A 19,107-nucleotide genomic window follows, 5' to 3' on the forward strand; every position below is an offset into this window, starting at 1 on the left:
AGCAGTACTGTCAACAAAATTGACGGTACTGCTTCTTTTGTAAATTAAGTGTTATTAGTTCATGCGTGGCTGTTTACGTTTGTGCCACTGCATCCGAATAATCTTGTCGGCTTCAGTAACGACTAACGTGACAAACCCGGAGCCAATCGCCAATCCCCATTGACTCCAACTCATTGGACCAGTCTTGAAGATATCCTGCATAAACGGAATGTATGCTTGCGCGAGTTGCAGCAACATCAGTGCAGCAATGACGACAAATGCCATTTTGTTCGTCCAGAAGTTCTTTGAGAAGGCCAGATGTGGACTGCGAATGTTGAACAGGTAGAACACCTTACCTAACACAATGACGTTAACGGTAATCGTGCTGGCAATGACTTGGCTGACGCCGTTATTGGTGAGCCAGTCAAACGCCCACAGTCCCATCGCCGCTATTAAGACGGACACATAGGCCATTTGGAACACGTCATGTTTGTTCATCAGGGTTGAACCAGTTTTCCGCGGACGTCGCTGCATAATGCCTTGTTCAGCCGGTTCGAAAATGAACGCAAACTGAATTGTGACGGCTGAAACCATGTTGATCCAGAGCAATTGCGTTGGGACCAATGGCAGTTTTTGTTGCATCAAAATACTGAATGCGACAATTAAACCTTCGGCAAAACTGGTTGGCAACAGAAAGGCGATGGTCTTCTTGATGTTGTCGTACAGTCGCCGGCCTTCACGAATGGCTTTTGTCATCGTCGTAAAGTTATCGTCGACTAAAATCATGTCGGCCGCATCTTTTGCTACATCGGTCCCTTTGATACCCATCGCAACACCAATATCGGCGCGTTTCAAAGCAGGCGCATCGTTGACACCATCACCAGTCATCGCCGTAATCTTCCCGTTTTCCTGGTAGGCTTTGATGATGGCCAGTTTGTTGCTTGGCGTCGTCCGGGCAAACACATCATATCGATTGATGTTGGCACGGAGTTCGTCAGGTGACATGTCATCTAGCTCAGCACCCGTGATGGTTTGGATGTTATCTGCCAAACCAAGTTGACGGCCAATGGCAGTTGCCGTGTCAGGATGGTCACCGGTGATCATTTTAACTTTGACCCCGGCAGTTCGCATTTCTTTTAACGCATCAATAACTTCTTCACGTGGCGGGTCAATAATCCCGACGATCCCGAGAAAGTCGACACCATCGCGCAATGTTTCGTGTGTGACTTCGCTAACGTCTTTGCCCACGAGTTTACGGCCCACTGCCACAACCCGTTTGCCTTGAGTAGTTAAGTCGTGAATGACGTCGTTCCAGTGATCGACATTAAAAGTCGGGTCAGCTGCCTGCGCCATTTCATAAAGTTTGTCAGGAGCACCCTTTACGAACACTTCATGTTGACCATCTTCACGGACACTGAGGCGGGCGATGTAACGATAGTCGGAGTCAAACGGAATGCGGTCCAACTCCTCAAACGCAGGCTCGTCCATGCCACAGCCTTTGTGGTATAGCGTGAGAAAGGCACCATCAGTCGGTTCACCATTCAGGATCCACTGGCCATCTTCTTCTTGTAGCATGGTATCGTTGGCTTCGAAACCACTGATTAACAGTTCCTTCAAGATTGGGTCATCCTGAACGTTAACTGGTTGACCATTTGCCATAATCTGACCTTTAGGTTGATAGCCAGTTCCTGTAACTTGATACTGATGATTCTTAGTAATGATATCCTGAGCTGTCATTTCGTTCTTCGTTAACGTCCCGGTTTTATCCGTGGCGATAATGTCGACAGCACCTAGCGTTTCTACGGAAGGTAACGTCTTAACGATTGCTTTGTTGCGCGCCATCGTGTTCACGCCCATTGCGAGAATGACGGAAGTTGAAGCCGGCAACCCTTCAGGCAGGGAACCTACAATCATGGTGATGATTGCTAGTGCGAGGGTTGGTAACGCATATAAGTGGCGCACCCAACCAAAGATAAACAGTGCAATGGCAACGGCGATGATGAAGTAGGAAATCCAGGTTCCCAAACGATCGAGTTCCTTCATCAATGGCGTTTTGGTTTGTTTGACATCCGTTACATCATCGGCAATTTGACCAAGTTCAGTGTCGTGTCCAGTTGCCGTGACGATCCCAGTAGCACTCCCATTAGTTACGGCAGTGCTGGCGTAGGCCATGTTTTCACGCTCAGCTAGCGGTGTTTTACTGTCTTTCAGTGGATCAAAGTTCTTAAGCACAGAATCTGGTTCACCGGTCAAAGCCGATTCTTGAATCCGCAGATTATCAGAATCGAGAATCCGCATGTCGGCAGGGACATTGTCACCCGCCTCCAGATAGACAATGTCACCGGTTACTAACTCGGTGGCCGGCACGTCTGTCCGTGCACTGTCCCGAATAACCGTGGCTTCGGTAGACAACATCGACTTGATTTTATCAAGCGCGTTGCTGGCATTGACTTCCTGAAAGTAGCCAATCAAGGCATTAATAATGACTACCAAACCGATAACGACGGCGTCGGAATAGTGACGAATGAAAAGGGTAAAAGCAGCCGCAAATAGCAGAATGTAGATGATTACGTTGTTAAACTGACGCAGGAATATCAACCATTTTGGTGTGACATGAGCCGTCAGTTCATTTGGCCCATTTTTTGCCAGTCGGTCGGCTGCAGTTTCGGCCGTTAGCCCTGTTTCGAGATCACTATGAAAGTGATCCAAAACCTCGGTTTCCGTTTGTACATAGACGGGACTCGGTTTGGGGTCAGGTGCATCAGGTGCGGTATTTGGGTTCTGTGACATTAAATGAAGACTCCTTCTGAATTAAGTTAGTTTTAGTGAGAAAAGTATATCATGTCAGCTTGCCATCATTAAAGCAATATCGTTTCGAAATATAATGGCTAAAGAGTAAAACCTTATTGGTGATTTAAGGTTCTGTTTGTGGTGACTTGTCGCTTGCGGTTGTCAACAGTGACACGCTCGCCGTGGGACCGGTTTAAGCCCGAAGTTCACGGTCTTTCGCCTCGCCACAGAGCCTCGTGACCCGCGAGTCTCTGTGCCCGTCCGTGCTGTAAATTCGAGAAAATCATTCGAATTAACACCACCTTCACGGCTCGGTATCACTGTTGACGCCCTCCAGCTAATCTAGCAGTAAAATTTACAAAAATATCCTTTCGTCCCAATATCTTGGCGGATGAAAGGATATTTCTTAAAAGAGTGGAGCTGAGTTGAAACAGAGTCCGAGGTTGAAGACCCGGACTTTGGGGCTGAGACCGGTCCCAGGGAACGGCGTTTCAAGTCAGCGTAACGGGTACGATGTGGTACTTTTGCCAGTGCAAAGGCAGGTCCACACAGATATCTATTTTTGTGACTCATCGAACAGCCGCATCAAATTGTCGACGAAACTGTCATCGCGATCGATAGCAGGATTCGTAAACCAGCCGACACTTTCGCTGACAACTTCACCGATGATCATGGCCCGGACACCACGGGAGATGGATAGTTGTTGTACGGGATCGCTGACAAAATCGCCAATGTATCGTTGCATCATTTCGGATAAATGACGTGTTTCGTTGAAAGCTGACAGGTGGTCGGGCAGTCCAGACGTTCGCATCACCGCTAGTGATAGGTCCAGGTTTTGGCGACCATAGTTACGGATGGTAGTGGCCATTTTGATCAGTGCCTCCCGACCATTTAAATCGAAGCAGGCCGTTTGGACTTCTTGATTAAGGGTTGCGAAAAAGTTTGTTGCCACACCAAGCAGCAGGTCGTTATGATTTTTGAAGTAGAAGTAAAGGGCCTGCGTTCGACAGTTAAGTGCCTTGGCGATGTTACCAAACGTAGCGGCGTCCGCGCCGTCAGCTTTAATTAGGTCTGTGGCCGTTTGAATGATTTTTTCAGCAGATAAATCGCGTTTTTGAACCATGAATTAATGACTCCTTCATAGAAAGTGGTTTGTTTATATTTACATTTTACAACATGTAAATTATACTTACAAAGTGTAAAATAAAAAGAGATGTGAGTTTTGAATAATGAAATTACGATTTCCGTTTTCAGATAGGATAATTCCTGATCAGTATGGTGGCAATGCGATTTCTTCGGAAAAGGTCGAAGGGGTGACCCCAAAATCATTTCCGTTTGAGATTCTTGACATAAGTAGTGCTACCAAGGTGGTGGCCTGGAAGCTGATTGACTACGATACGGTGCCTATGTTTGGGTTTCCGTGGACACACTGGCTGGTCGCTGATGCGCCTGTTGAAGGTCAGTCCTTAATTGTGCCGGCAGATTTTAGTTGCCACACGAACGTGCCTCAGGGTGAAAACAGTTTGCACTCTATCATTCAGGATTTACGGGCACCGTGGTGGAAATTGCGTGCTCAACACACGTGGTTGGAGCAGCACTACGCCGGTCCACGGCCAAAATCAGGAACACATCACTATCAATTGACTGTTTATGGGTTCGCACAACCGTTGGGATTGCAACAAGGCTTTTCCTTAGCCGACTTGATGGCGCATGTGAACGACGAGGACATTACGGAAATGGCATTTCAAAATTTGCTGTACACCAAGGTTTCGACCAACAAACAGAGTGAGACTGATTAATGTTGTTTAGAGAGAAGGATAAACCATGTTGTGGATTGAGTTAATTATTACCGGTTTTATTATTGGTACGCTGGTGATTTCGATGGGTGGCGGTGGTGCGGCCATCTATTTAGGCGTATTAACGGGCGTCTTTCACTTGCCGGCTGCTGTAGCGGCCGCAACCTCACTATTTACGGCATTTCCATCGCTATGTGTCGGCGCCTACAGTCATTATCGCACGGGAAATGTAGAAGCTAAAGTTGGTAATCGGATGTTACTGGCAGCGTTGCCTGCGACCATTGTTGGTTCTTTGTTATCACCGTTTATACCGACCAAAATCTATACCTGGGTGATCGCGATTATCTTGGTGCTGCTCGGCGTCCAAATTATTGCACGTCAGTATTTGCCACACCGGAATAAAACGGCCAACGGTGATACCAAACGGATTCAAGCAATCGCATTCGGTATCTTAAGTGGCCTAATGGTTGGTGTTGCCGGGTTAAGTGGTGGCGGTCCAATCTTAGCTGGCTTATTACTAATGGGGTTAGATACCGTGCATGCCGCTGCGACCTCCTCATACGTGTTAGTCGGTACGACGCTGATCGGGTTGCTCTTTCACATGTCCAGTGGCCACGTGGATTGGTCCATTGGTTTTGGTCTCATGATTGGGGCAATCATTGGTGCAGCTTTAGCCCCAATTATTATTAACCGGTTAAACAAACGGGTGCTAAACTTGGTCTTGCAGCCAATGATGGGATTGTTATTAGTAGTCATGGGCTTGAGGATGATTCTTTAATCCGTTTGCCTGAATTAAGAAAAAATAAGTTGCAAAAAATTTAAATTGGCCGATAGCATTGATGTTATCGGCTTTTTTCGTGTTTGAATTCGTGAGCGGGTCTTGCATCATAACTGTGCAAGTTTTACAGTATGTGTGTTAGAAGAATTAGAATGATTCTAAAACATACGATGGAGGTTAACTATTTATGAGTAAAACAAAAATCGTTATTGTCGGTGCATCACATGGTGGTCACGAATCAGCAATTGAACTGTTGGATAAGTATCGGGACGTGGATGTCACGATTTATGAAGCAGGTGATTTTGTCTCATTCATGTCATGCGGGATGGAATTATTCTTGGAGGACAAGGTAACCGCGCAAGAAGACGTCCGTAACTTTAAACCAGAAGACATTACCAGCAAGGGTGGTCACGTCTTCAACAATCACGAAGTTACGGCCATCAATGCTGACAAGAAAGAAGTCAGCGTGAAGGATGTTAAGTCTGGTCAGACTGAGCAAGTCGCTTATGACAAACTGATTTTGAGCTCTGGTGTAACGCCAACGGTTTTGCCAGTTCCAGGGCACGATTTAGATGGCATCTACGCAATGCGTGGTTACGACTGGGCTAGCAAGATCAAGGCGGACACTACGGATGATAGCATTAAGAACGTTGCCGTTATCGGCGCTGGCTACATTGGGATTGAAGCTGCCGAAGTCTTTACTAAGGCTGGTAAGCACGTCACATTAATGGACATGATTGACCGCCCATTAGGCAACTATCTCAACGAAAATTTGACTGACGTTGTCACTAAAGAGCTGACCAGCAAGGGTGTTGAATTGGCTTTGTCTCAGTCGATTAAGTCGTTTGAAGGAGACAAGTCTGTTACTGGTGTAAAGACCGCTGACAAGACTTATCCAGCTGATCTCGTTATTTGTGCAGCTGGCGTTAAACCAAATACGGCTTGGCTGTCAGGCACAGTTAACTTAACGGACCGTGGTTTTATTGACGTCAACCCATACTTACAAACGAACTTGCCTGATGTTTATGCCATGGGGGATGCGATCCTGCCATTGTCTATCCCAGCCGGCAAGCCAACGCCAATCGCGTTAGCAACCACCGCTCGTCGTGAAGCTCAGTATGTGGTTGATCACATCTTTGAAGAAACGCCTGCTGTTCCATTCAAAGGAGTTGTTGGTGCGTCTGCATTAAGTGTGTTTGATTATCACTTTGCCGCTGCTGGTTTGAACACCACCACGGCTGCTAAAGTTGATGTGCCAGTTGCAACCAGTGCTTACAAGGACACTTTACGACCAGCCTATGTGCCAGCAAGTGCCGGCAACACGGATGTTTACACAAGCTTGACGTTTGATCCACTGACGCACCAAATCCTTGGTGGCGCCGTCCTCTCCAAGTATGACATTACTGCTCAAGGCAACGTGATTGCTTTAGCTGTTGCGCATAAACTGACATTGGAAGATTTAGCCACCGCTGATTTCTTCTTCCAGCCTGGTTTTGACCGTCAATGGAGTTTGCTTAACCTAGCCGCACAACATGCTTTGAGGCGTGCACGGTTCTAATATTTGAAACGTTATTTTAAATAATGAAAAAGCCAACGCGAGAAATTGCGTTGGCTTTTTTACAACCTAAATGAACTTTAACCCTTAATTTTCCTGATTGTAACCTGATAATCCCCGTTTGGTGCGTTAACCGTGACAGTGTCACCGACCTTATGATTGATCATGGCGCGTCCCAACGGTGAATCAAACGAAATTTTGTTGGCATCCAAATCTGCTTCAAATTTACCGACAATCTGGTAGGCGTCAGTATCGTTTTCGTCCTCGAATTGCACATCGACATGCTTGCCAATCTCAACCTGATCCGGGGTTTGTGGGGTGACAACCTCCGCGTATTGTAGCAACTTGTTAAGATAACGCAAACGGCTTTCTAGGTGACGCAAATCACGTTTGGCGGCGCTGTACTCGGCGTTCTCTGATAGGTCACCTAGAGCGCGGGCTTCCTGCAACTGTTTGATGCGGTTGGGACGGTCCAACTCCAAACGGGTGATTTCCTGTTCGATTTGGTGATAGCCAGCTGGCGTCATTGAATTTGCGGTTAACTGCATGCGACAAACTTCCTTTGGATGTGATTATTCCCCACAATTATAAGACAGTGGGCAGTCATCGTCATCCTGCATTCAGGTTTTCTCGCAACTGGTCAATGTGCGCGTCAACTTCCATCTCGCCGCGGCGCATAGCCATTGATGCAGTATGGATGGTGCTACCAGGCCGACTTACTTTGTTGTAGACGAGTGTTGGATTAAATAGAAAACGCTGTGCACCGGCTTCGTAGTCCGCAGTAAACAGCAAATCCTCAGCCAGTTTTAAATGGGTGTCAAAACGTAGCATCAAACGATTGATAACACTAACTCGGAATGCTTTATTCCAAGTATAGCCACCAATTTGGGTACCGTGTTCTGTGGCCTCGGATAACATGTCGTCTTGACTAATTTCGTGCCATCCGGTGATACCGGAAACGGCTCCGCGGGCGTAGCCACCCCAACGATAGCCGACAGTTACAAGGTCAACACCGGGTTGGCTCATACCGTCCACGAAAGTTTGCAGATAGTTTGGTTCACATAGGTCATCACCATCCACAAAGCAGATCACTGGTGCGCTCGCATGGTCAATGCCGTAGTTGCGGGCAGCCGACACACCACTGTGCTCTGGCAAATGCGCGGCAATGAAGCGAGAATCCTTTTGCGCCCATTTTTCGATAACACTATTTGACCCATCTGTTGAATGATCATCAACCATAATGACTTCGAAATCGCTTAATGTTTGGCGCGCTAAACTGGCCAAACAGGGATCCAGATAATTACCAAGATTATAAACGGTCACAACAGCAGTAATGGCCGATTGTTTTTGTTCGCTCATGATTTAACCTCCCTCAAGGAAATATTCACTTGGCTTGATGATACGAGGAAACTGGCAAAAAGGGGGAGATTCATACTTGGATATGACAGCTATTAGAGAGACTGATTAATTTACTAACTGGCTATTCGTAACCATTGATATCGGAAGCACAGTAATGTATCAAAAAATCTCGAAATCGTGTAACTGACGGTGCCATAAACTGATTAATTTTAGTAACCAAATACAATTGGTGAGCGGCATAATTGTCGGTGAGATGTAACAACTTAACGTGTTCTTGTTTAAGCTGTGGCAAATTTGGTACCAAAGCGATCCCAAAATTATGCTCTACGAATGAGACTACTGTGTAATCTTCTTCAACTTCGTATCGGATTTGTGGGCTGATACCAGAACGTTCAAGAATTTTATCAATCAGCGGTCTTAACCCACTTGTCTTTGAATAGCTAATGAGAGGGTATTTAGCAATATCACTAACGAAAACGTTCTTCTTATGTGCTAATGGATGATTTGCAGGTACCGCTAAGACTATCTCCTGTTTCACTAGTGGTGTGAAGAGAAATTCTTTACTGGTCTCAATGTCACCCAGTTTTTGAACACGAGAGGCCAAGACAAGATCAAGTGAATCATCGCGGAGTGCCTTCAGTAATTGAAATGAGTTACCCTGCGTGAGTGCAAAAGAGATCTTGGTATTATTAGAGGCTTTCTGAAAGGCACTCATGACTGATGGCACCAGGCTTTGTCCAAGTGTATATGTGAAGCCAAGTTCAATGTGTCCTGTGTTGGCGTCCATCAGTTGCCGAATGAGTTCTTCTCCCTGGGTTAGTTTGGCAAGACCAGTATTAACGTATGTTAAGTATGATTTGCCAAATCGAGTGAGTTTAATGTTGCGACCTTCATGCTCGAATAATGGGACGCCAAGCTCACTTTCTAACCCGTTAATGGCGTAGCTTAGAGACGGTTGCGAAATACCAAGATGCTCGGCGGCAATTGCCATATGCTGAGTTTTGGCTAATTCTTGAAAGAAAACTAAGTGGCGCAAATTCATAAAATCACCTCTGATTAAATGATAGAAGAATTCTATTGATTGAACAAGTAAGCGTTATTTATTTGTATCTTTGTAACCGTTAACATAGCAAGTGAATTAATTAACAAAATTAGGAACAAGAATATAGGAGTGACTTAAAATGACTGAACGTATTGATGGACACACAATTTTAATTGGTTTGATGGCTTATCCGATCCGACACTCAATGTCACCAACTATGCACAATAATGCATTTGCAAAATTAGGATTGAATTACGCATACCTGGCCTTTGAAGTTGGCAACGATACTTTACCAAGCGCAATTGAGTCTATTCGAACGCTGGATATGCGTGGATCAAATATCTCAATGCCAAATAAGCAAAAAGTCATTCCATTGCTTGATAAATTGGATCCTGCTGCAGAAATGGTTGGGGCCGTTAACACGATTGTAAATGCTCATGGGACTTTAACAGGTTACACAACCGATGGTACAGGATTCATGAAATCACTGTCTGATGAAGGTTTGGATATTCGTGGTGAAAAGATGACGTTGGCTGGTGCCGGTGGCGCTGGTACTGCGATTGCCATTCAAGCAGCTTTAGATGGTGTAAAAGAAATTGCCATTTTTGATTTGGATAGTGTTTACCAAAAGAATGCTAAGCATAACGTCGACATTATTAATGAGAAGACGAATTGTCACGCGACGTTACACACGTTAGCTGATCAAGATGACTTCAAACAGCAAATTTCTGAATCAGCAATCTACTGTGATTCCACGGGTGTCGGCATGAAGCCTTTAGAGGATGAAACCTTAGTGAGCGATCCTAGCTGGTTCCGACAGGACATGATTGTGTTTGATACCGTTTATGCGCCACGAACAACAAAACTGATGAAAGTGGCCGAACAAGCTGGCGTCAAACATGTCTTTAACGGCTTAGGCCTGATGCTTGAACAAGGTGCTGAGGCCTTTAAATTGTGGACGGGTGAAGATATGCCAGTTGATTATATTCGTGACCTTTTGTTCAACGATGACGGTGTTACTACCAAATAGTCTTTTTAAAGTTGGAGCAAAATAAAGAAATGGCTGTGAAAAAATGACAAAGAAATACGTGCCGTTGGCAACGGGAATATACCTCAACTACGCCATCATTGGAATGGCAACGATTATTATTTCTCAGTACAGTAATAGCTTTCAGCAACTTTGGAATACCAACTTAAAAGGAATCTCAACCGTTATTTCGATGATTGGGATCGGTCGGTTGTTAACGCTTCTTTTTGCAGGTTATGTATTAGATCGTTTTGGTCGAAAGTTGACGATGCTTGTCGGTATTGCTACGACGATTATTTTCTTTTTGGGATTGGTATTGAGTCGAGATGTTGTGTGGGCCTCAATCTTTGCACTATTTATGGGTGCCACCGATTCCTTCAGTGATGCGTCGAGTTATCCAGCATTGTCGGATGCTTTTACAAATCGTGCAGCTAGCATGAATTCACTTGTTAAGGCTGCAATGTCACTTGCCCAGTTTGCTTTACCGTTTATTGTGGCTGCTATCCCCGATTCAAAGGTAGCCTTGATTGGTATGACCGTTATCATGGTCGTCGATGGCGTCATTATCATGCGCAGTCAGTTCGGCCCACAAAATGAAAGCAAACCAGAATCGAAACAGACATCGGTTGACAAAGCATTGGACAATCAAAATGTTGCGAAAGCAAAGCCTAGCGTTCTCATTGATGGGACCGCATTGGTTGTTCTCGGTTTTACGATTTCCTTTACGTTTTATGTGTTTACACAGTATGTGCCAAATTTTGGTATCTCCGTTTTGAAGGTCAGCGCGGCAACCGCAAAGGGGTTGGTTTCCTGGTATGCGATTGCATCCCTAATTTCAGTATTTGTAACCTCCGTTATTGTGACAAAGGTTAAACCAATGTATCTAGTTTTGGCTTATTCGGGCATCTCATTGATTTTCTTGGGATGGATGACGATGATGCCGAGCCTGTGGTTAGCACAGGTAACGAGCATTGTTATTGGATTCTTTGCGGCCGGCGGCATTTGGCAACTGGGTTTGACCATCCTGTCACAGTATTTTCCACGAGAAAAGGGAAAAGTTACGGGTTACTACAGCTTCATGGCAGCATTGACTTATTTCGTTGGTCCATTTGTTTCAAGTTTTGTGATTAACAATACGGCTGCCAGTGTGTTGTGGGTGTTCAAACTTGATATTGCCGTGACTTTGATTGGGGTGTTGTTAATCGCCTTAGTGATGGTCCGTAATTTGAAGTACAAGTTTATCTAGATATGATTTCTAATCGAAGCAATTTTAGAGAGGTGAAACATCTTGATCAATCAAGCAACAGTTAAACTCAGAAATATCACTCTTGGTGTTGGTCGACCGAAAATTGCGGTACCGATTACCGGCAAAACCGCGGACGAAATCGGTGAACAGGCCCAGAAGATCGTCACGGTCAAACCAGATGTTGTGGAATGGCGAATTGATTATTTTGATGGTGTCTTAGATGCAGGGCAGTTAACTCAAACGGGCCAGCAACTACGTCAAATTCTTGGCGACATTGCGTTGTTAACGACCTTTAGAACCAAAGGTGAAGGCGGCGAACTGACATTGGCCGATGATGGTTATTTCAAGGTTTGCGAGACTGTTCTTCAAGGGCACTTTACCGATGCACTAGATGTTGAACGTTTTCATGATGAAACAGCCGTGAAAGGATTAGTTGGCGAGACTCATGAAGAAAATATAATCGTCATTATGAGCAATCATGACTTTGACAAAACACCAGCTGCTGATGAAATTCAGTCACGTTTAACAGGCATGGTTGAACTCGGCGCCGATGTTGCCAAGATGGCAGTAATGCCTCATAACGCTAACGATGTCTTGACCCTATTAACGGCCACTGCTAAAACTGCAGCATCGGTAAATCGGCCACTGATTACAATGTCGATGGGTGATTTGGGCAAAGTTTCTCGGATTGCAGGCGAAACTTTTGGCTCTGCATTAACGTTTGCAACAGTTGGTGCCGCTTCAGCACCAGGACAGATTCCGCTACAGAATTTACGTCAAGAACTAGAAGATTTGAAGTTGAGCTAGAAACTCGAATAGCATGACAGATGGACCGACCAAATGACTGATTGTTGGTCGGTCCGTACTTTATCATCGATCAGTCAGTGTGAGTCAGGGGGTATTGCGGTGTCGAACAATGTGACTACAAAAAAGTACGTTTCTCAGTCTGAGATGTTTGGCACGGTGATTTCACTGACCTTATTCAAACGTAATCCGGTTGCAGTCGAGGTCGTTTACGATTACTTACAGGATGCGGATCGGATATTTTCGGCTAATCTAGAGGATTCCCTGTTGATGAAGATTAACCGTCAAGCTGGTATGCAACCAGTGCAAGTACCACGGCAGTTGTACGATCTGATCAAACGGGGCGTAGTGGCGAGTCGCAAATACCGTGACAGTTTTAATGTCTTAATCGGTCCGCTTGTGAAACTATGGCGAATTGGTTTCGATGGACAGCAGTTGCCAGCTCCATCAGATATCAAGGCCCGGTTGCAGCTTATCAAACCCGATGATGTTCTGTTGAATGACGACCAGCAAACGGTTTATCTGACTAAGCGCGGAATGGAATTGGATCTGGGTGCGATTGCCAAAGGGTATTTTGCCGATCAAATTATTGATCTGTTGCAATCGAATGGGCTGAAAACTGGCATTGTGAACCTTGGTGGTAACGTTCAATTGTTTGGCTGCAATCCGTTAACTTCGGATGGCCGGTGGCACGTGGGCATTCGCAATCCACAACAGCCAACTAGGCAGCCGTTGACGACAATAAGTACGGTGGCGAAAAGTGTTGTGACTTCTGGTATTGATGAACGATACTTCATTGTTGACGGTCACCGGTATCATCATATTCTTAGTCCGTTAACTGGTTATCCAATTGATAACGATCTTGCCTCTGTTACTATCGTGACGCCGGAATCGACATTGGCTGAAATCTTAACGACGGTCTGTTTCTTTGCAGGTAGTCGACGTGGGCTCGAATTGGTTGATCATATGACAGATGTCGAAGCCGTTTTTGTTACCCGTCAGAATAAAATATTAATGTCTCGTGGTTTGGAAAGATAAGTAAAGGAAGAATCCATTATGAGCAATGAACAGCAAATTACCGGCCAGGCAAATGGTCACAACGGTATTATTAATTATGAAGTGGACGTTTCAAATGACCATATCGACGATTTTAAGGTGTTAAAGCATTCCGAAACGCCAGGTATTTTTAATCAGGTGGTTGATACACTTAAGCAAAATATTATTACCAACCAGTCATTTGATGTTGATACGATCAGTGGTGCGACAGTGATGACAAAAGCCCTGTTAACATCGGCCAAGTCTGCGGTTAACGCGGCTGCTGTTAAGTTACATTCGGTTCCAACGAACACGGAACATCAAGATGTCGAACTAGCCGCAGATGTTGCCGTAATCGGTGGTGGTGAAGCTGGTTTGGTTGCCGCTAGTCGGGCACTCAGTTTGGGACACAAGGTGATTTTAGTCGAAAAAAACGGCTATCTTGGTGGTGCAACTATTCTTAATGGTTCTAACGTGACGGCCACTGGTTCAAAGGTTGCGGCGCGCATTTTCCCAGAACAGCAAGATTCACCGGAACAATTGCTCAATGATGTGACAAAAGAAAGTCGTAACACGAACTTGCCTGAGTTAACTAAGTTAATGGTAAATAATATCGGTTCAGCAATCGATTTTATCAGCGACTATGCGGATCTCGAGTACCAAAAAGCTCAAACACAAACGCCCGAGCACTCTGTGGAGCGACAGATTGAGTTGCCGAGTGCTTCTAGTTTTGAATTTATAAAAAAGGTTTCAGCGGCATTTAAACAAAACGGTGGTCAAATACTTTTAGATGCCCGCGTTGAAAATATTTTGACCGATAATGATCGTGTAACTGGTCTTGTAGCAGAAGCTAAAAATAAAACGATTACTATTCACGCACAGGCGGTTGTTTTGGCCGCAGGTGGGTATGGTGCCAATCAGAAGATGCGTGGCACTGAAAGTGAAGGCATCGACTATTATGGCCCAATGACGTCTACAGGGGATGCGTACAGTTTTAATGACAAATTGAGTTTGAAATCACACGATCTCGGTTGGTACAAAGTTTATCCACACGGTGTTGAAGTGGAGCCAGGGATTGCCAAACTGACAACGTATGCTTCGAAAAAAGCCACTGATATGGGTGCTATTTATGTGAATAACCGTGGTCAGCGGATCGTTAATGAATCAGACGTTTACGCTAAGTTCCGAGATGCTATTCTTGACCAGCCGGGCAAAGTTGCGTTTATGGTGATGGACGAACGCACTTGGAAAGAAGTTTATGCCTTGCTGGTACTACATGATTTCACTGCGGCTGAGATTCAGGGTTACTTTGATAATCCAGACAAGAAGCCAGTGTTTGTTAAAGGTGGTCTACGCGAGGTTGCTCAGGCAGCTGGCATCAATTCTGATCAATTGGTTAAAACGGTTCAGCGTTATCAGGAACAAGCCGAAACAGGAGAAGATCCAGACTTCGGTCGTGATGCACAGTACTTACATCAGTTTTATGGTGAAACGTTCTATGTTGTTGAACAGCGTGATCGGTTTTCCACGACGTTGGGTGGTTATAGTATTGATCCTTCGACCATGCAACTTAAGAATACAGATGACCAAGATGTGACAGGTTATTATGCTGCTGGTGAAATTGTGGGTGGTGCTAACGGTCATGATTCTATGCCAAGCATGATGAATACATGGGGAATTTCATCAGGCTATTTGGCTGGCCTCTATGCCAGCCAAGCGGTTGAGGCTGCAAAGACGGCCAGCGCTAATTAAGCCAAGTCAGGTTGGATTTGAAGCAAAATTTCCGTTTTCAAACAAACTGACCTCAGCCAATTCTCAGCCAAACTAAAAATGAAGTTAATGCAAAACAAATAACGCCACTTCCGTGATGGAAGTGACGCTATTTTTGTAGGCGCACTCGGCATGCATGATATTAAGTGCTAGGCGGTGAGAGCCCGCTGTGGCTTTTACTAGCTGAGTGACATGCTAAAGATTGCCGATTGTAGCTTATGGAAGGGGGTAGGGATAACTGGGGCGCATAGTACCGTTTTTGGTAAATAAACGATGAAAGTTTCAAGCCCTACCTCCTATTCTGTTCCTTTTGATTAAAGACGATACATTCTCAAGCGCTACTGAGACAACGACAATCTTAATTTAATTTCTTGCAAATACTGACGACTTTTCAGTGACGCTTTTTATAGTTGAACCCGAGCAATCCTAAACCCATTGAAACAATACCTAGAATTTCAGCCGTAAGCGAAACCTGTTGGTTGGTCTGTGGCAATACATTATTTGAAGCCTGAGATTTTTCATGACGTAATTGTCTCGTGTTTGTGATCGGTTTTATCTTCTGTGTTGGCATTGGTGGAGTAGGCAGTGTCGATGGAGTAGGCGGAGTAGGTGTCGTCGTCGGTGCTGGTGTCGTCGTCGGCGTTGGTGGAGTCGGTGGTGTCGGTGGAGTCGTCGGTGTTGGTGGAGTCGGTGGTGTTGGTGGAGTAGGTGGTGTTGGTGGAGTCGGCGGTGTTGGTGGAGTCGGCGGCGTCGGTGGTGTTGGCGGCGTCGGTGTAACGGGCACCTTAACCCATATGATTAAAGGCAGTAGGTCTTGAATAATTGGATACTCTGTCTCGCCTAAGATGGTTTGGATTGACTCTTGTGAATCGGGATTGGTACTGAATATTTTTGTCGCGGCTGCATTCCATAGTCTGTTTACGTTTGCATATGGCCAGTCTGAAGATATCTGCTCCATGATGCGTCCCGGTATAGCGACTGGAACGATATTGAAGCCATCTTCTTGTACAGGCATTTCTGGAGATTGATTTAAGTCACCGCTTGTTCCCCACTGTATAAAGCGATTCCAAAAGTCCTGGACAATATTTGTTGTTTGGGCTGCAGATAAGTCCGGGTATTGTGTGGCAAACGCAGTATTGAGAATGGACAACATTTGAGATATGTCTCCCATTGAACCCGTATCAATTATTTGTTGAATTCCTTTGTTGACCGCTATTGAAGCCGGTGTTTGCACATAGTCATTAAGGATTTTTCCCGTCTTCAAGGTGGCATCGATAAAATCAGTGATTTGAGACGAACCAGCGGACTCACTAATGTTTTCAATTCTCTGAACGTATTGACCCACGACATCGTCTGGTAAAGATCCTGTTGACGATTCAAAACGATTTATGGAAATAGTCAGTTTGTTTAGTAGCTCAGTGAGGCGGGCAATGCTAGTGGCAGTTTGGACGAGGCCGCTTTGTTCATTGAGAAACACATGAATTGCATCTCCAGCCTCGAAAATCGGATTGCTAAGTGAAGTTGGCAGTCCCTGCAATGATGTCTGAACCTGAAAGGTTGATACAACATCTGATAGAGCATTATAGAAATTATCAGAATCAAGTGTGTTTGAAACTCCGTCGTTGTTTACGCTGCTAATCATTTGGTCCAAACTTTGTTGAACGGTCATTTCCTGGTTACTTGTAAGAATATGTGATTTAATTGCACCGTTTAGTGCCGTCTTTAAATCGTTCGCGGCCTGATTTAATTGTTCAGTGTCGATAGCCTGTGAAGTCAAGCTACGTGAGTCAGATGATTTATCTGCCGACATGGTTTGGAGGCTTGGTAGTTAGCGGAACTAGACGTGGGGGACGGCGAAGATGCTTGGACAGGCGCACCTGAATGATTAGATGTCAATGAATTTACATCGTTTGAAGATGAATCTAAGCTAGTTGCGGCATGTGAAGTCAATACTGTAGAACTACTTGATGATGAGTAAGAGTCATTTTCAGGTTTTGGTACATTTAAAACTGATGACGGAGATTTGCTGGCAATTGTTGATGTATTAGATGATTTTTTAAATGTATCTGCATGGGGCGACACGGTTGACGTGTGAGTATTATCACTTGCTGACTGACCACTAGATGCCAATGAGTCAGAGCTTTCTGTATTAAACGTTTGAGAAGGTGTATCTGGTGTGGATGCGCTGGCACTCACGTTAGCAACAGCAAGGTCAACTGAGAAAACCGTCAATATTGTTATTCCCATGTACACCCAGTGCTTACCAGACTTATACATTTTATAATGTTGCTTAAGTTTTGAGTGTTTCATCTTGTAAGGCCCTTCTTTACAGAGTGAAATTATTCAAATTTTGCTTGAATCTGTACATGTAATTGGTGATCACTGCACTTTATAGTTCCAATAAGTTGTACACAACTTATTGGAACTAGTGATTGAACAAAAACCTATTTTTATTAGTGAAGAATTGGCTCAGTCCACACAAGAAAAAAGCGCGGACTTTTAGTAATTTTTGAAAGCGTGTTATCCATGGCTTGCCAAAAGTGCCCGCATTTCAGCAATCCGTTCTTTGTGGGAGATGAATACGCCAAGTTCCTCTTGCCCATGAGTAACTAGCAAGTTCCTCTCGTCATCAAAGATGAGTGGAAAATGAATCAAGTAGTTGTCTAGGCTCATCATCTGTAACAAATCATTCAAGCTCATCGCATCTACGCCAGATATTGATTTCAACGATGCTGAGCGACGAGCCAAGATGGAATCTATGCCATCTTCTGAGGCAGCAATGAGTCTTTTCAAAGTCTTAACTGACAATCGATCATGCTGAGTAATTCTTATTTCAGTAAAAGGCACGTTATGTCTTTTAAACCATTGAACAGCTTCTCGAGATGGTCGATTAGATGGAGCGGTATAAATTATTACCATAGTTAATATACCAACCTTTTTCTCAAATTTTAAAAGCCTTAGTCAATAAATGGTTCACGCACGAATAGTGCATATACACGAATTGGTATACATAAATTGTTTCCCGATTAATCCGTTATAAATTTATCTTTTTATAGCGAGTACATCTTGTGGACGATTTACAAGCACAATGATATATTGTAGTCGCTAAAAAATCAAGGGGGTAACACTTGTAGCAACTAATGTAAAACAATTGAATTTGCGATTGGCAAATTCAATTGTTTTCATCATCAACATCGACGTGTTATTGCCTTGCTTAGAACATGATGCAGAAATGGAAAATTAAACCTCACAATTATCAGATCAATTTTCCATGGATGGCAAATTACAAGTTTAATCCGAACAAGCCCGGAATCTTTCAATGGCAGTCTGTTGATGATGTATTTTTAATGGTCGTTGATTAATTAGTTCAAGTGCTGCTAGGATCTCATCAGTCGTTACTTGGCTAAAATTGGTCTTTTTCGGGAAGAACCAGCGTAACCGTCTATTAAAATATTCATTGGAACCTCGCTCCCATGGTGAATATGGATGGCAAAAATAAACTTTGATCTGATAATCCTGTTCTAAGGCCTGATAATTGGCAAACTCTTTACCATGATCAACAGTAATGGATTTTACTTGGGGACCGAAGGCCCCCATAAACTTGCCAAAGGCGGTGTTTAGAGCCTTAGCCGTTCTATTAGGGGCTTTGATGGCCCATAGAAGTCGGGTCTTACGTTCTACGAATGTAACCAGACATGATCGTGACTCACTTCGACTAGAAAGCACCGTATCTACTTCCCAATGACCAAAAGCTAACCGTTGATTAACAGTTGTTGGCCGTTGTTCGATGGAAGTCCCACTTGTAAATTTCCCACGATTTTCGCTCACTCGGTGCTGGCGGACATTCCGATTGGGTAGATCAGTCAATTTGAAGGGGAGCCAGCCACGATTAAGCCAATTATAAATTGACGCAGTGCTCAAGTTAT

Annotated in this window: 17 protein-coding genes; 8 read left to right on the forward strand and 9 right to left on the reverse strand. The window is 44.5% G+C overall.

Going from position 1 to position 19,107, the window contains the following annotated elements; translation table 11 throughout:
* Window positions 1-54 precede the first annotated feature (54 nt).
* Window positions 55-2,769 carry an HAD-IC family P-type ATPase gene (locus tag GB992_RS11135; RefSeq protein WP_161002504.1) on the reverse strand — a complete coding sequence of 905 codons (2,715 nt, stop codon included), beginning with the start codon at window positions 2,767-2,769 and terminating at the stop codon, window positions 55-57.
* A gap of 556 nt (window positions 2,770-3,325) precedes the next feature.
* Window positions 3,326-3,892 (reverse strand): TetR/AcrR family transcriptional regulator, encoded by a 567-nt coding sequence (locus tag GB992_RS11140; protein ID WP_161002505.1) that lies wholly within the window; start codon window positions 3,890-3,892, stop codon window positions 3,326-3,328.
* A gap of 106 nt (window positions 3,893-3,998) precedes the next feature.
* Between GB992_RS11140 and GB992_RS11145 the strand changes: the two genes are divergently transcribed.
* The 3 genes from GB992_RS11145 to GB992_RS11155 all read left to right on the forward strand — a co-directional run bounded on the left by GB992_RS11145 (window position 3,999) and on the right by GB992_RS11155 (window position 6,901).
* The gene (locus GB992_RS11145) at window positions 3,999-4,568 is read left to right on the forward strand and encodes a YbhB/YbcL family Raf kinase inhibitor-like protein (protein WP_161002506.1); all 570 of its coding nucleotides are present in this window, start codon (window positions 3,999-4,001) and stop codon (window positions 4,566-4,568) included.
* Window positions 4,569-4,593: 25 nt separating this feature from the next.
* On the forward strand, window positions 4,594-5,343 hold the full coding sequence (locus tag GB992_RS11150; protein ID WP_161002507.1) for a sulfite exporter TauE/SafE family protein: 750 nt from the start codon (window positions 4,594-4,596) through the stop codon (window positions 5,341-5,343).
* A 187-nt stretch (window positions 5,344-5,530) separates the two neighbouring features.
* Window positions 5,531-6,901, forward strand: coding sequence for an FAD-dependent oxidoreductase (locus GB992_RS11155; RefSeq protein WP_161002508.1), 1,371 nt, complete (start codon window positions 5,531-5,533; stop codon window positions 6,899-6,901).
* Window positions 6,902-6,978: 77 nt separating this feature from the next.
* Here the strand turns inward: GB992_RS11155 and greA are convergent, their stop codons facing one another.
* From greA to GB992_RS11170, 3 genes are all read right to left on the reverse strand, one after another.
* On the reverse strand, window positions 6,979-7,446 hold the full coding sequence (gene greA / locus GB992_RS11160) for a transcription elongation factor GreA (RefSeq protein ID WP_161002509.1): 468 nt from the start codon (window positions 7,444-7,446) through the stop codon (window positions 6,979-6,981).
* A 61-nt stretch (window positions 7,447-7,507) separates the two neighbouring features.
* Window positions 7,508-8,257 carry a glycosyltransferase family 2 protein gene (locus GB992_RS11165; protein WP_161002510.1) on the reverse strand — a complete coding sequence of 250 codons (750 nt, stop codon included), beginning with the start codon at window positions 8,255-8,257 and terminating at the stop codon, window positions 7,508-7,510.
* A 121-nt stretch (window positions 8,258-8,378) separates the two neighbouring features.
* The gene (locus GB992_RS11170) at window positions 8,379-9,299 is read right to left on the reverse strand and encodes a LysR family transcriptional regulator (RefSeq protein ID WP_161002511.1); all 921 of its coding nucleotides are present in this window, start codon (window positions 9,297-9,299) and stop codon (window positions 8,379-8,381) included.
* A 139-nt stretch (window positions 9,300-9,438) separates the two neighbouring features.
* On the opposite strand from GB992_RS11170, the gene GB992_RS11175 reads away from it, so the two are divergent.
* The 5 genes from GB992_RS11175 (at window position 9,439) to GB992_RS11195 (ending at window position 15,163) form a co-directional block, all read left to right on the forward strand.
* Window positions 9,439-10,329, forward strand: coding sequence for a shikimate dehydrogenase (locus GB992_RS11175; RefSeq protein ID WP_161002512.1), 891 nt, complete (start codon window positions 9,439-9,441; stop codon window positions 10,327-10,329).
* A 43-nt stretch (window positions 10,330-10,372) separates the two neighbouring features.
* The gene (locus GB992_RS11180; protein WP_161002513.1) at window positions 10,373-11,572 is read left to right on the forward strand and encodes an MFS transporter; all 1,200 of its coding nucleotides are present in this window, start codon (window positions 10,373-10,375) and stop codon (window positions 11,570-11,572) included.
* A 42-nt stretch (window positions 11,573-11,614) separates the two neighbouring features.
* Entirely contained in the window at window positions 11,615-12,379 is a 765-nt protein-coding gene (aroD, locus tag GB992_RS11185; protein WP_161002514.1) for a type I 3-dehydroquinate dehydratase, read from the forward strand.
* 99 nt (window positions 12,380-12,478) lie between these two features.
* Window positions 12,479-13,414 carry an FAD:protein FMN transferase gene (locus tag GB992_RS11190; RefSeq protein WP_347877389.1) on the forward strand — a complete coding sequence of 312 codons (936 nt, stop codon included), beginning with the start codon at window positions 12,479-12,481 and terminating at the stop codon, window positions 13,412-13,414.
* A gap of 18 nt (window positions 13,415-13,432) precedes the next feature.
* Window positions 13,433-15,163, forward strand: a complete 1,731-nt coding sequence (locus GB992_RS11195) for an FAD-dependent oxidoreductase (RefSeq protein ID WP_161002515.1) — start codon at window positions 13,433-13,435, stop codon at window positions 15,161-15,163.
* 409 nt (window positions 15,164-15,572) lie between these two features.
* On the opposite strand, the gene GB992_RS11690 is transcribed toward GB992_RS11195, so the two are convergent.
* From GB992_RS11690 to GB992_RS11215, 4 genes are all read right to left on the reverse strand, one after another.
* Window positions 15,573-16,991, reverse strand: coding sequence for a hypothetical protein (locus tag GB992_RS11690; protein ID WP_186337575.1), 1,419 nt, complete (start codon window positions 16,989-16,991; stop codon window positions 15,573-15,575).
* Window positions 16,955-17,491 carry a KxYKxGKxW signal peptide domain-containing protein gene (locus GB992_RS11205; RefSeq protein ID WP_161002516.1) on the reverse strand — a complete coding sequence of 179 codons (537 nt, stop codon included), beginning with the start codon at window positions 17,489-17,491 and terminating at the stop codon, window positions 16,955-16,957. Before GB992_RS11205 ends, GB992_RS11690 begins: the two co-directional genes overlap by 37 nt.
* 210 nt (window positions 17,492-17,701) lie before the next feature.
* Window positions 17,702-18,100, reverse strand: coding sequence for an ArsC/Spx/MgsR family protein (locus tag GB992_RS11210; protein WP_338131448.1), 399 nt, complete (start codon window positions 18,098-18,100; stop codon window positions 17,702-17,704).
* A 372-nt stretch (window positions 18,101-18,472) separates the two neighbouring features.
* Window positions 18,473-19,107, reverse strand: a 635-nt coding sequence (locus tag GB992_RS11215) for an IS30-like element ISLsa1 family transposase (protein ID WP_161002518.1), incomplete at its 5' end; no start/stop codon positions are given.

Origin of the sequence: Furfurilactobacillus milii, assembly GCF_009863985.1 — a bacterium.
Lineage (GTDB): Bacteria > Bacillota > Bacilli > Lactobacillales > Lactobacillaceae > Furfurilactobacillus > Furfurilactobacillus milii_A.